This window comes from Geobacter sulfurreducens PCA, from assembly GCF_000007985.2.
GTDB lineage: Bacteria > Desulfobacterota > Desulfuromonadia > Geobacterales > Geobacteraceae > Geobacter > Geobacter sulfurreducens.
This window is the reverse complement of the sequence record NC_002939.5, coordinates 2,902,889-2,915,865: the sequence shown is the minus strand read 5'-3', so window position 1 is coordinate 2,915,865 and position 12,977 is coordinate 2,902,889. Positions and strand designations below refer to the sequence as shown.

Sequence of the window (12,977 nt, the reverse complement as noted above, 5' to 3'; positions counted from 1 at the left end):
TCCTGGTGGATGACCGCACAACTGATACTGTTCGCAGCCGTTCTTGCCGCACCCGCGGTCTGCCGTGCCGTTGATCTGGGGATCAGTTCCGATACCATTGTCAGGGTCTACGAACGGGATGACCGTAACGGCGGGGGGCGCTCCCTTCTGCCGGTCTACGAATTCGTGCGGCTCGATTACGGCAGCGTAACCACGCCGGGGCTGTCGCTCCACGCCTACGGCTGGGGGCGGCTCGACCTGCGGGATTCGCACGAGGACGGCGATGCCGAGGGCGATCTCCTCTATGCCTATCTTGAATATATCGACCCAGACCGCGATCATCAGATGCGGCTCGGCCGCCAATACCTTTTCGAAGGGGTGATGCGGGAGAGTTTCGACGGCCTCTATGCCAGAACGGAGCTCGTGCCGACGGTAGCCCTCTCGGCATTCGCCGGAATGCCGGTCGGTGCGGGCAGCGCGGCGGGCCGCAGCGGCGACCTGGTCTACGGAGCCCGGATCGTTCAGGGACAGCGTGGTCGGTATGACGCGGGAATCTCTTACAAGTACGTGGCCAATGACGGCTCCCGGAGCGAGGAGCTTCTGGGGGCCGACCTCTCCCTGAGCCTGCCGGCCGGTATCTCGATGTTCGCTCATTCGACGCTCAATCTTCTGACGGGCGGGTGGGGAGAGCATTCCTACGAGGCCCGGATCCCGTTTGCGTCCATGGAGCTCCGCCCCTTTTACCAGCGGTATCGGTATTCCGACTATCTCAACGACCGTTCCGGGGCCTCACGACCGTTCCGTTTCCAGACGGTACTCGGTGACCGGGTTGAGATCGCGGGCGCCGAAGGATTCTGGTATCCGACCGAGAGCGTGGAGTTCGGTGGGAGGTACAAGTACCTCACCTATGACAGCCGGTTCGGCAACGCCCACATGGCCACCGCCCTGGCGACGGTGCGGAGGGGTATTTTCTCGGAAGCCGGTCTGGAGTTCGGCCGCGTTCAGGGTGATCTGACAGAGAACCGCTACTATCTGGGGCGCGGTTATCTTTACGGCGATTTCGCTCCCTGGTTCGCTACCGGTGATGTTACCTATGTCCGCTACGACCGGGCCATCTACGGAGAGAACAGTGCGCTCTTCGTTTCCGCCGGCGTGGGAAGGAAGATGCTGGATCGGGCGCTTTCCCTCAAACTTTCGGTGGATTACAGCAATGACCCCTATTTCCACAAAGATTACCGCGGCACCCTTGCCGTGACCTATGCGTTTCGCAGGTAAGAGCGTGATGGACCGGCCAGCGGCAAAGAAATGGAATCAGGCGCATGAATCGTAGAACCGTTTGCATGGCGGCGGGGTGCATGCTTCTCGCCCTTGTTGTTTCTTGTGCGCAACAGGCGCGCTATCGGCTGCCCGTCAAGCATCCGCCGATTTTCGAACTGGGCGAGCGGCGGGAATTCTGCACCAAGTGTCACGGCTACCGGAAGGAGCCGGTGGACTTTGAGCGCTACAATCACACCCCGTTGTTCACCGATTCGCACCGGATGGTTGCGTATCAGAATCAGAACATCTGCGCCATTTGCCACGAGCAGAGCTTCTGCAACGATTGCCATGCGAGCCGGACCGAACTCAAACCGTCGGAGAAGAGCCCGACGGAGACCTATCGCAGGATGCAGCACCGGGGAGACTACCTTTCCCGCCACCGGATAGACGGACGGCTCGACCCATCCTCCTGCTTCCGCTGCCACGGTAATCCCCGGGCAGCCGCCACCTGTCGGCCGTGCCATGGTTAACGGTGATTTCACGGATCGGAGCACGCTGGCAATGAAGAGGCTCATCGCACTTGCGGGACTCGTTACGCTCACCCTTGCCGGTTGCGGCGGCGGGTCCAATGCCGGCAACGCGTCCTCTCCCGTTGCCACGTCGGCCCATACCCCCATCTGGGTGACCTATCACCGCTTTCCGACCACCGAGAGCTTTTCAAACAATGGGGCCGAGGCCCTCAACCAGTGCAAGGTCTGTCACGGAACCAACCTGCTCGGTGCTGCAGAAGGGGCGGGTGCGCCGGCATGCCTGAGCTGCCACGTTGTCGACCCGGTACCGTACCCTGAGCGCTGCTATTCCTGCCACGGCAGCGACCCGGTCAAGCCCTTCTTTTCCTGGTATTCCACAATGCGCTCCACGCGCAATGGCATGCCGATCGATCCTGCGTTCGTTCAGCGGGTGCGTAACGGCAGCCTCCGTCACCTGAAGCACGACGCCGTCCCTCCCGCCGAGATGGAGAACCCCGATGCGTGCCTGCGGTGCCACGCTCCGCAGACGGAGTTTCCGGACCGCCCCCTGCCCGAAATCCACCACAAGCTGGTATTCACTGTTCGCGATATCACCGGCGACGGCATTCCGGAACTCGTGGACTGCACTTCGTGCCACGTGTACACCATCGATCCGGAACTGAATATCCCGATCCGGGCGGTACGCGACTGCGTTCTCTGTCATCCGACAATCGTTCGTTGACGCCGCCTGCCGCGGTACGGGCCCCCTCGTCCACGTGATCTCCTGCCGGTGCTCTGAGTTATTGCATGCGGTCATATGACGTTGTGTGTGACCTGAAATTGGCACGACCCACCAGGTATAAACGTCCTTTCATGTCTGGCAAAAGCCCGATCCGTGTGTTCTGCGGTCTAGGGTGTTGTGACGTGAAAAGACGGGCATGGAAAATGCTTTAAAAGGTTCAGGTCCGATGGGCCGGAAAGGGGGGAGAGATGATGGCTGAAGCTCTGCAACGGGAAAATCCGAGTGGTTTTGAAGGGTCCGTCGCTGGTCTCCCCCTGACGGATGTCATCCAGCTCAAGGGGCAAAACCGGTTTTCCGGCTGTATTGCCGTGGAATATCGGGAACGGCAGGGGATGATCTTCTTCCGTGACGGTGACATCATCCACGCCGAGCAGGGAAAATTGATGGGGGAGATGGCTCTCTACGAGATCATCCGCTGGCCGGGAGGGCGGTTCAACATCCAGCCGAAGGTGACCACCACGAGCCGCACCATCCAGCAGAGCATCAGCTTCCTGCTGTTGGAGGCCCACCGCCTGATGGATGAGGAGCAGGCCGCAGTGCGCGCCGATGAAGGGACACGTCGAGAGGAGGCGGCGGCTCCGGCTGCCGTGCAAAACCGTATGAGCGCTGTCGCGGAACGCATCGTTAGAATAGCGGGTGTTTCCTATGCGGTTTTGATGAAAAAGGACGGAACCCCCCTGGAGGATGACAGTTTCGAGGCCGAAGTACTCTCCGCCAAAGGGATGAGCCTTGCGGGTATAGGCTCCCGTCTGGGAGAGTTGTTCGGCTTGGACGAGGTAAAGTCGGCGGCGGTCCACGCCCGCGGCAAGCAGATCCTTCTGTTCGAAGCAAAAAATCACTACGTTTCCATCGCAGTTCGCGGCGACAGCTCCCTGGCCCACGTGGAAAACGAAATCCGCTCCACGTTTGCCGGCCGCAAGTAGCGCACTGCCGACAGGTCGGCGGACTCTGACGGATGGGAGAGGATATGCGCGAGATTCTTACTCAGCTGAATGCGGTTCCGGGGGTTGTCGGCAGCTTTGTCTGCGGCGGCGGCGGGGAACTCATGGTTCACGCCTTTCCCCCACTGTTCGATGAGTCCATTGTCAGGCAGGCATCCGCCGCTGTTGCGGATCGTAACAGCGGCGTCCGGGCCGCAGCCGGCTCCTTCGACCTGCTCGACTTCCGGTACAATGACGGGCGTATCGTCGTCAAGCCCCTGAGCGAGGCATTTCTGCTCCTGCTCTGTACCAAGGCCATCAACCTCCAGGTGCTCAACATCTCCCTGAATGTGGCCAAGGGAAAGCTTGACGCGCTCATTGCCGCAGCCGGTCAAGTCTTCGCGGCACCGGCGTCCGTGCAGGCATCCGCGGCCAAGGCCGTCGACGGCGTTCTGACCCTGCCGGCCTGCCACATTGCCGACTCCACGGTGGGGAGCTCCTTCGAGCAGTTGGGCATGGGAGCTCTCAACCAGACCACAGCCCAGCAGATCAGCAACTTCTACAAAGCGGGCGCGGTCAAGAAGCTTAAGCTCACCAGCACCGCCAGCGGCATCTCGGCGATCTTCCCCTTCATGGTGGTCAATGAGAACGATGCGGCCTACGATGGCAAAATCATCCTCTGCAGGGCCATCGAAAAGAAGCTCAAGGTCGGGCCCGGCGACCACCTGACGGTCGAAATTCCCTGACCGGTAAGCCGTCCCGGCCATGATCCTCCCAGTCGCCCCGGGCCGCTCCACTGTTGATCAGTGCGCGGCCCGACGTCGTTTGACCGTCAATGTGTCATTGTTTCCCGCACGGGGGATCCGGTTTGCCTTCCGCCCAAAATGGGGTAGAGTGTAGCTCATGTTTGTTCCCGATCCTGCACGAACCGTCATAGAAGCCGACGAGTCAGACGTCATGGAGATTCACCGCTCGGTGGAGCCGGTCACCGTCGCATGCGGCGATAGACCTCCTTCTCCGTGCCAGGCCTTTGTCTGCGCCATCCGCGAGGGTGAGCGTGCCCGGGTCCACGTGGCCCTCGAGCAGACGGACCGCCGCTGCGTCGCCTTGTATCGCTCCGACCGCGAGCTGGTCGACGGGGAGTCACACGATGTCCTCGTGGCTGAAGCCATTGCCTTTGCCGAATCCCTCGGCTTTGCCATGCAGGAGGTCAACCTCCGCTACAGTAAAGCCATGCGCGAGGTGGTCATCCGGGAAGTCCGGGTGATTCGCCGCCCCGCGGCGCCTCCCATGACCGGGGTCGTGGATCCGGCGGCAAAGCGTCCCGCCGCCAAGCGCCAGGAGAAAGAAGCCAAGCCCGCTCCGGAGCCCCCGCGGGCTCCTTCTCCCCCCTCGCCTCAACCCGCAGAGCCCATGCCGAAAAAAACACCTGCTGTCGATACGAAGGCTCTAGAGGCCGAGGCGCGTCGAATGGAGGCTGAAAACACAGCCTTGGAGCGCGAGGGGAACGCCCGGCTGGAGGAACTCAACGCCCGCATAGCCGAACTTGGCCGCGAACGTGAGGAAATCCGGCGGGCCCTTGCCGGGAAGGAAAAGTCACTCGAAGCCGAGATCGCGCAACTGGAGCGCCGAAAGGCGGAAGACGAACAGGAGTTGGCCAAACGGACCGCCGCCCATGATGCCGAGGTGGCTCGCCTGAAGGCGGACATCGATCAACTCGGCGCGGAGCTGGCGCGACTCGGTTCCGGCGAGTCGACCGAGGTGGCGGAACTCACCGCGGAGCTCAGCCGGTTGACGGCGGAACGGGAACGGGCCGAGTCCTCGGCCGAGAGCGCCGAATCCGAGCTTCGCGACCGGTTGGCGCGTTTGTCGGCCGAATGGGAAGAGGTCAGAAAGGCTTCCGAAGAGCGGCAGGAGACCCTGGCGCGCGATATCGCCCGCATGGCACGGGAGAAGGAAGAGGCTGAGCGGCTCGGGTCCGAGCGGGTCCGGGAGCTGGAACAGGCGGTCCGGCGCGGGGAAGAGGAACGCGAAGCCGCCGGCGCCGTTGCCGCCCGCGATATCGAATCGCTGGAGGAATCGCTCCGGCAGCAGGCCCGTGAGCGGGAAGCGGAACGGAAAGATGCTGTGGCGCGGCTGGCTGCGCTGGTCGCCGAAGAGACGGTGGTTGCGGCCGAGCGGGACGCGGTTCGCCGCCTGGTGCTCCGCACCGGTGAGGGAGGCGCCGAGGAGGCGCTGGCGGCAGCAGGGGCGGAAACGGCAACGCTCCGCGCCGAGCTGGAGCGGCTTGCCTCCGCCAAGGCGCTGGCCGAGCAGACTGCCGCCGCGAGAATCGCCGCGCTGCAGGCAGAGGTGGAACGTCTTGGCGCGGCGCGGGAACCGGTCCGTCCCGTACGTCGCGAGACTGCTCCCCGACCGGCGGAGTTGCCGCCGCAGCCGGTTTTGCCTCCGTCCGTCTCCTCCGACGCCGGGGCGGACAGGGCGTCCACCGCGCCTTCCGAATCCGGCTGGAGTGCCGGCGTGGCTGCCACGGTCGACGAGTTGCTCGCCGGCGAAGAAAATGCATCAGACGACTTTTCCTTCGGGGATGGGGCTGATTCCGGCTCGTCCGGCGGGGGGGCCTTCCGCCTCGATCCGTCCCTGTCCTGCGTTGAATACCACGATCCCGCCGATGTGATTGAACTCCACCAGCCCCTCAACTACGTGAACGTGTCGCCGCCGGGGCATGTGCCCCAGACCTGCGGTGCGTACATCTGCGTCCTGAAACGGCGGGAAACCGTCCGGGTCTACGTGGCCTGGAGTCTGACCGCCGACCGCAAGACCCTGGTCTACGTCCCCGAGCATCCTCCCTCCGGGGAGGCCGACAGTACCGGGGTGGTGCGTGATGCCTTCGCCTTCGTAGAAACCGTTGGGTTCATGATGGACAGGCTGCGGCTCCCCGATGATCCCGTCAAGCGGGGCAAGGCACTTGCCGCGGTGCCGGTCCTCTGCCGCAGGGGATAACGGGCCGTGACCACCGCCCTCTGGCTTCTCGCCGCTGTCCTCATCCTGATCGGTATTGCCGGGACGCTTCTGCCGGCACTGCCGGGCATTCCCCTTGTTTTCGGCGGGCTGGTCCTTGCCGCCTGGATCGACGGTTTCAGCCGGGTCGGGTGGCTGCCGCTTCTGGTCCTGGGGCTCCTCACGGTTGCGTCGTTCGCCATTGATCCCTACGCGAGCGGCAAGGGCGCCCGGCGGTACGGTGCCAGCCGCCACGCCGTGATTGGCGCATCCATCGGTGCCGTGGTCGGAGTTTTTTTCGGCCTGCCGGGGCTTGTGGCCGGCCCGTTTCTGGGGGCGTCCCTGGGTGAGCTGCTGGCCCGGGGCGACCTGGAGCGTGCCGGCCGTGCCGGTTTCGGGGCCTGGCAGGGATTCGTGATCGGAACGGTGCTGAAGGTCGCACTGGCCCTGGCCATGGTGGCGTTTTTCCTTGCGGCATATCTCTTCTGACGGGAAAGCGGCGGACACGGGCTTTCCTCTGGATTTTGTGTTTACAGAACGCTGTTTGTTGGCTAGAGTGTCGGGATTGATTCCGTGACTTTTCCACTCAAGGAGGAACAGCTATGAAAGCAGTACTGCTCGACGGCTTCGGCGGGCTTGATGTTCTCAAGGTAGGGGAGGCGGAGAGGCCGAAACCGGCGGAAGGGCAGGTGCTCGTCAAAGTGGTGGCCACCTCCGTCAATCGTCCCGACCTCGTTCAGCGGGAGGGAAAGTATCCGCCTCCGCCGGGTGATTCGGAAATTCTCGGCCTGGAAGTTTCGGGCACCATCGAGGAACTGGGTCCGGGCGTCACCGGCTGGCAGGTGGGCGACCGGGTCATGTCCCTGGTCGGAGGGGGCGGCTACGCGGAGTACGCGGTGGCCTACGCGAGCCACCTCATGCGGATTCCCGAAAGCATGAGCTTCGAAGAGGCGGCCTGCGTCTGCGAGTCCTACATTACGGCATTCCTGAACGTCTTCATGATCGGCGGGCTCAAGGACAATAACAGCGTCATCCTCCACGGCGGCGGCGGCGGGGTGAACACTGCCGGCATCCAGCTCTGCAAGGCCCTGGTTCCCAACACGAAGATCGTCGCTACCGCCCATCCGTCAAAGATCGACCGGGTCAAGGCCCTGGGGGCTGATCTGGTCGTCGACTTCACCCAGACTCCCGACTTCTCCGAGGCGGTGAAGGAGTTCACCAACAAGAAGGGGGTCGACGTGATCCTCGATCACGTGGGCGCCAAGTACCTGGCCCCCAACATGAATTCACTGGCCTACGCCGGGCGGCTCGTCATCATTGGCGTCATCAGCGGCATCAAGGCTGAGCTCAACCTGGCCCTGATGATGGTGAAGCGGCAACAAATCATCGGCTCCGTGCTCCGCTCTCGCCCCGTTAAGGACAAGGGGGAGATCGTGGCCGAGTTCACCAGGACGGCGCTGCCGAAGTTCGCCGACCGGACCATCGTGCCGATCATCGAGAAGGTCTTCCCCATGGATCAGGTGGTTGAAGCCCACCGGATGATGGAAGAAGACAAGCACTTCGGGAAGATCGTGCTGAAGATCAGCTAACGTTCGATTCACCGGCTGTTTCAGGCCCTCTCCCCTTGTCGGGAGAGGGCTTTTCTCTTTCAGCGGAACAAGGAGGATCACGCCATGACGGCACCGCAATCGATCAGGGACCTGGATCTGGAACGCCTCTGCAATCGCACCTTTCACCCTTCCCCGTCAGCCTGGGAGGACGAGGTGCTCTACTTCCTGCTGCTCGACCGCTTTTCCGACGGCAACGAGACGGGCTACCGGGACAACCGGGGACGGCGCACGAACCGGGGCGCCACCCCGCTGTACCGCCCGGCCGATGCGGGCAACGCCATCGCCACCGAGCCCGAGGCAGCGGCCTGGCGCGAGGCCGGCACCCGCTGGTGCGGCGGGAACCTGAAGGGCCTCATGGACAAGATGGGGTATCTCCGGCGATTGGGGGTGACCGCGGTCTGGGTCAGCCCCCTGTTCAAGCAGTGCTCATTTGTCCCCACCTACCACGGTTACGGTATCCAGAACTTCCTGGACGTGGACCCCCACTTCGGCACTCGCGACGACCTGCGGGAACTAGTCCGCGTGGCCCACGCCAACGGCATTTACGTCATCCTCGACATCATTCTCAATCATGCGGGGAACGTGTTCGCCTACGACCGGGGATACACCCCCTACGACGGCGGCACCAGCTACCCGGTGACGGGATTCCGCACGGCCGACGGCACTCCGTCGCTTCCCTTCGGCCCCGTCGGTTCACCGGCCCCCGCCGAAGCCTGGCCCGACGGTGCGGTCTGGCCCCGGGAACTGCAGGCGCCGGAGTGCTTCACGCGCAAAGGATACATCCGGGATTGGGACCGTTATCACGAATACCTGGATGGTGATTTCTTCGACCTGAAGGATATTCACCTGGGCGACGGGGACGTGGATTCGTTCAGTCCGTCCCCGGCGCTCCTGGCACTTTGCGAGGTGTACAAGTACTGGATCGCCTACGCCGACCTGGACGGCTACCGGATAGACACCGTAAAGCATATGGGCCCCGGGGCCACCCGTTTTTTCGCCTCCACCATCCACGAATTCGCCCAGAGGATCGGCAAGGAGAATTTCTATCTCATCGGTGAGATCACCGGCGGCCGGGTCAATGCCTTCGACACCCTGGAGACCACCGGCCTCAACGCCGCGCTGGGGGTGGACGACATTCCGCTGCGCCTGGAAGATCTGGTGAAGGGAAAGGCCAACCCGGCCGACTACTTCGATCTCTTCCGCAACTCCCTGCTGGTGCGCAAGGAGTCCCACATCTGGTTCCGCGACAAGGTGGTGACGGTTATCGACGACCACGACCAGGTCTGCCGCGGCGCCAAGAAAGAGCGGTTCTGCGCCGGCGATCCCACGTGGCGCAAGCTGGTGCCAAACGCCCTGGCCCTCAATGCCACCACCCTCGGCATCCCCTGCATCTACTACGGTACCGAGCAGGCCTTTGACGGCGAAGGGGGGGACGACCGCTACCTGCGCGAATGCATGTTCGGCGGCCCCTTCGGCGCCTTTCGCAGCCGCGGGGTCCACTTCTTCGACGAGGATAATCCGGTCTACCGGGAGTGTGCCAAGGTCCTTGCCCTGCGCCGTGACATCATCGCCCTGCGCCGGGGGCGCCAGTATCTGCGGGAGATCTCCGGCGATGGAGTGAACTTCGGGCTTCCCTACGTCATCGGTGGCGAGATCCGCTCCGTGGTGGCCTGGTCGCGGATCTTCGACACCGAAGAGATAGTTCTCGCCATCAACACCGACCCTGACCATCCGCGCACCGCACTGGTGCTCGTGGACGGCTCCCTTCACCGGCCGGGGGACGTTTTCTTCTGCCGCTACTCGACGGACCCGGGTCAGGTCCGTCGAAGGGTGAGGGTGCGGGATGCCGGTCCCGCCATTCGGGCCGTAGAGCTTACGGTGCCGGCGGCCGGCTTCGTACTGTTCCAGAAGCGATAATACAATCGGGATAATGGCCCCGCTTTTGCTTTGAACGACATGGTGCGAGCCATTTTTTCAGAAGGAGGGGCCATGTGGACCGATGATTTGACAGTGGGCATCTGGGAAATTGACACCCAGCACCGGGCGCTCTTCGCCCAGCTTGAAAAGCTTCTCGACGCCTGTATGGTTGGGCGGGAGCTGGAGGAGGTCATGGAGATGATCGTGTTCCTCGACGGCTACGTCGATACTCACTTCGAAGCCGAGGAGCGTCTCCAGCGAGAGGGAGGGTACCCCGAGTACGAGAAACATCGGGCCGAGCATCTCATCTTTCGCACCAACCTGGAACGGTTGAAGGCCGAGCTGGTGGAGTCGGGAGCAACGCGGGATTTAGTGCTGAGGGTGAATCAGGTGCTCATTGACTGGCTCAAGACGCACATCCGCAACGTCGATGCCGCCATGAGTGAGTTTTTGCTCAAGAAATCAGGGCAACTTGCCGATATGAGACAGTAAGAAAACCTGACCCACTACCACGCTATCGGGGGAAGCAATGCCTGAGTTTTTCGATGTGCCCAGCGATATGGACGTCCATGAGTCGATCCTGTCCAAAGAAACCAAAAACGGGTTCCTGGTGGATGTGCGGATGGTGAAGCGCCATCGGCAGTACGAGGCGGCCCTTTTCCTGAACGGTCGCTATAAGCCCGGCCCCCCCCTGCCGCGTCCACTGGATAACCCGTCGGGCGATACCACCCACTGGATGGGGGTGCGTCCGAGCGTCGGCTTCACCTATGATGAAGCCCAGACGATCCTTGAGGATGTCAAGGCCCAGAATGACCTGCATCACATCACCTTCAGGGATACCTGGGGACGCGAATACGGCGACTGACGGTCAGCCGCGTGACGGAAGAAAAAAGCGGGACCCGGCGCCGTTTGCTGCCGGGTCCCGCTTTTTTGCGTGGATGCTATCGAAGGAGCCTTAGCGCACCGTAAAGGACGTCTCGCGCGTATCTTTCCCCGAGTCGGTCTTGACGGTGGCGATCACCTTGTAGCTTCCCTTTTTGGCATCCGCCGGCAGGATGATCGGGATGGTTGAGGTGTAGGTGCCTCCCGTGTGGGCGACGGTGGCTTCAGGGTTGCCGACGAGGTCGCCGCCGTAGCGAATCTCAACCGACTCGGTCACGTTGGTCTGGGCCGTGGCGGAAGGGGTCAGCAGGGCGTAGGTGGTCTGGATTTCCACTTTTTCGCCAGCATTGACGCTCGTGGGCGTAGTGGTGATATTCTCTATCCGCACCATGGTGCCCGAGGCGGGTTGGTAGTTGTACCGGGTCGCGGTCTGCTCCGCGGTGTACTTGCGGTCGATGGTGTAGTTGCCGATGAGTCCTCCGATGAGGGCGCCCGCAAGGCCGCCGAGGACAGCCCCCTTGGTGCGTGATCCCTCGCCGGCAAGCACCGCTCCTGCGATGGCGCCCGCCGCCGCTCCGTAGCCGGCTCCCTTTGCCGCTCCCTTGTGCTCTTCGGATACCGTCACGCACCCGGTAAGCGAAGTGATGGTAAATGCTGCCAGGGTAAACGCCGCTATGAATCCGCTTTTCATGGAATGCCTCCTTGCCGTTGCCGGGTGATGATGTGGGGTGACAAGGAAAAAGTATAGCGGCCGGCCGGAAGAATGCAATCACGGGGGAGGACAGGTGCAGGCGGAGAGCCGGGGCTTCTGCCGGGTCAGGTGCTCACCTGGTTGCGGCCGCGCCCCTTGGCGCGGTAGAGGGCGTCGTCGGCCGCCTTGATGACATCGGCGGGCCGGCGAAGTTCGCTGCTGCTTTCAGCCACGCCGATGCTGATGGTTACCGAGACGCAGCCGCGCCCTTGGGGCATGCCGGAGCGCTGCCTCTTTCCCTCCCTGCTTGAGGCGGGCCGGTCCGAGGAGCGCAGGCGCATCTGGTAATCGGCGATGGCCCGTCGCAACTCTTCCAGGCGGCCGAGGACCTCTTCCCGCGACCGATGGGGGAAAAGGATGGTGAACTCTTCGCCGCCGTAGCGGTAGGCCTTGCCCCCACCTCCCACGCCGCGCAGTTTTGCCGCCACCAGCCGGAGCACCTGATCCCCCACGTCGTGTCCGTAGGTGTCGTTGAACTTTTTGAAGTGGTCGACGTCAACCATGGCAACGCTGTAGCGCCGGCCCAGCCAGGTAAGCTGCTCGCTGAGCGCCCGGCGGGACGGGAGACCCGTCAACTCGTCCCGGAACGCCATGTTGTAGGAATCCTTGAGCACGCCGAGTGAGAGGATAACTGCCGCGGCAGTCATGAAGACCGGGGTGACATGGGGGTGGGCGATGCCGTTGCCCGCCACGGCAAAGGCCACCAGGACCCCCAGGAACGCGCTGTCCACGGGAGACTGTTTCAGTCCTGCCCGCGCCGCCACCAGCAAGCCCGAGAGGACTATTGCCGGGATGGCCGGAGGTGGGAGAGGAGACCCGGCGACCACACCGGCAGCGCTCAAATGACCCGCCAGCAGCTGCTGGACCGCCACGTGCCCCGGTGTCATGGCCCACCAGACGAGCAGTGCCTGGAGCCCCAGGAATGCGAAGCGGATTCGCCCCGCTACCGTAACGATTCCGCGTTCCCGCATGAGCGAGAACAGGGCGATGTTGAGCGGCACGAGCAGGGTGACGGCCTGGTAGAGCACCGTGGCCTCGATTCCCCTGGGGAGTTCCGTCGCATTCCCCTGAAAGCTCCAGTACGAGACAGCCAGCAGTAAAAAGACGAACAATGCCCGTCCCCGGTGGAAGTGGATGGAGAGAATGGCGCCGAGGGCAATCGCCGGATAGGGGAGATGGGGGAGTAGCTCAAGTCGTGCCGGGGGCAGCTCCGGCACCCGGGGCATGAACCAGAAGGTTGCCGCCAGAAGCGCAGCGGGAATCACGAAGATGATGAAATGTTTTGCCGTCAGGGTGTTCACCCGGGCGCTGCTCCTTGGACAGGTGGTCAGAGGGATCGGACAGGATGAG

General features: G+C 63.1%; 13 protein-coding genes. 11 read left to right on the top strand and 2 right to left on the bottom strand.

Features of this window, described 5'->3' with window-relative positions:
* Positions 1 to 9: 9 nt before the first annotated feature.
* The 11 genes from GS_RS13305 to GS_RS13255 all read left to right on the top strand — a co-directional run bounded on the left by GS_RS13305 (position 10) and on the right by GS_RS13255 (position 10,859).
* Entirely contained in the window at positions 10 to 1,254 is a 1,245-nt protein-coding gene (locus GS_RS13305) for a hypothetical protein (RefSeq protein WP_235044897.1), read from the top strand.
* A 44-nt stretch (positions 1,255 to 1,298) separates the two neighbouring features.
* Positions 1,299 to 1,766: a cytochrome c gene (locus GS_RS13300; protein WP_010943281.1), complete on the top strand. Its 468-nt coding sequence runs from the start codon at positions 1,299 to 1,301 to the stop codon at positions 1,764 to 1,766.
* Between the two features lie 31 nt (positions 1,767 to 1,797).
* A complete protein-coding gene (locus GS_RS13295; protein ID WP_010943280.1) occupies positions 1,798 to 2,487 on the top strand; it encodes a cytochrome c in 690 nt (229 codons plus the stop codon).
* A gap of 248 nt (positions 2,488 to 2,735) precedes the next feature.
* Positions 2,736 to 3,470 (top strand): DUF4388 domain-containing protein, encoded by a 735-nt coding sequence (locus GS_RS13290; protein WP_010943279.1) that lies wholly within the window; start codon positions 2,736 to 2,738, stop codon positions 3,468 to 3,470.
* 44 nt (positions 3,471 to 3,514) lie between these two features.
* On the top strand, positions 3,515 to 4,213 hold the full coding sequence (locus GS_RS13285; protein WP_010943278.1) for a roadblock/LC7 domain-containing protein: 699 nt from the start codon (positions 3,515 to 3,517) through the stop codon (positions 4,211 to 4,213).
* Between the two features lie 157 nt (positions 4,214 to 4,370).
* Positions 4,371 to 6,470: a hypothetical protein gene (locus GS_RS13280; protein WP_010943277.1), complete on the top strand. Its 2,100-nt coding sequence runs from the start codon at positions 4,371 to 4,373 to the stop codon at positions 6,468 to 6,470.
* Positions 6,471 to 6,476: 6 nt separating this feature from the next.
* Positions 6,477 to 6,956 carry a DUF456 domain-containing protein gene (locus tag GS_RS13275; protein WP_010943276.1) on the top strand — a complete coding sequence of 160 codons (480 nt, stop codon included), beginning with the start codon at positions 6,477 to 6,479 and terminating at the stop codon, positions 6,954 to 6,956.
* A 113-nt stretch (positions 6,957 to 7,069) separates the two neighbouring features.
* Entirely contained in the window at positions 7,070 to 8,056 is a 987-nt protein-coding gene (locus GS_RS13270; protein ID WP_010943275.1) for an NAD(P)H-quinone oxidoreductase, read from the top strand.
* Positions 8,057 to 8,140: 84 nt separating this feature from the next.
* On the top strand, positions 8,141 to 9,994 hold the full coding sequence (locus GS_RS13265) for an alpha-amylase family glycosyl hydrolase (RefSeq protein WP_010943274.1): 1,854 nt from the start codon (positions 8,141 to 8,143) through the stop codon (positions 9,992 to 9,994).
* A 72-nt stretch (positions 9,995 to 10,066) separates the two neighbouring features.
* Positions 10,067 to 10,486: a hemerythrin family protein gene (locus GS_RS13260; protein ID WP_010943273.1), complete on the top strand. Its 420-nt coding sequence runs from the start codon at positions 10,067 to 10,069 to the stop codon at positions 10,484 to 10,486.
* A gap of 37 nt (positions 10,487 to 10,523) precedes the next feature.
* The gene (locus GS_RS13255) at positions 10,524 to 10,859 is read left to right on the top strand and encodes a hypothetical protein (RefSeq protein ID WP_010943272.1); all 336 of its coding nucleotides are present in this window, start codon (positions 10,524 to 10,526) and stop codon (positions 10,857 to 10,859) included.
* 90 nt (positions 10,860 to 10,949) lie between these two features.
* Here the strand turns inward: GS_RS13255 and GS_RS13250 are convergent, their stop codons facing one another.
* Entirely contained in the window at positions 10,950 to 11,567 is a 618-nt protein-coding gene (locus tag GS_RS13250; protein WP_010943271.1) for a lipoprotein, read from the bottom strand.
* 125 nt (positions 11,568 to 11,692) lie between these two features.
* Positions 11,693 to 12,928, bottom strand: coding sequence for a GGDEF domain-containing protein (locus GS_RS13245; RefSeq protein WP_010943270.1), 1,236 nt, complete (start codon positions 12,926 to 12,928; stop codon positions 11,693 to 11,695).
* Between the last annotated feature and the right edge of the window lie 49 nt (positions 12,929 to 12,977).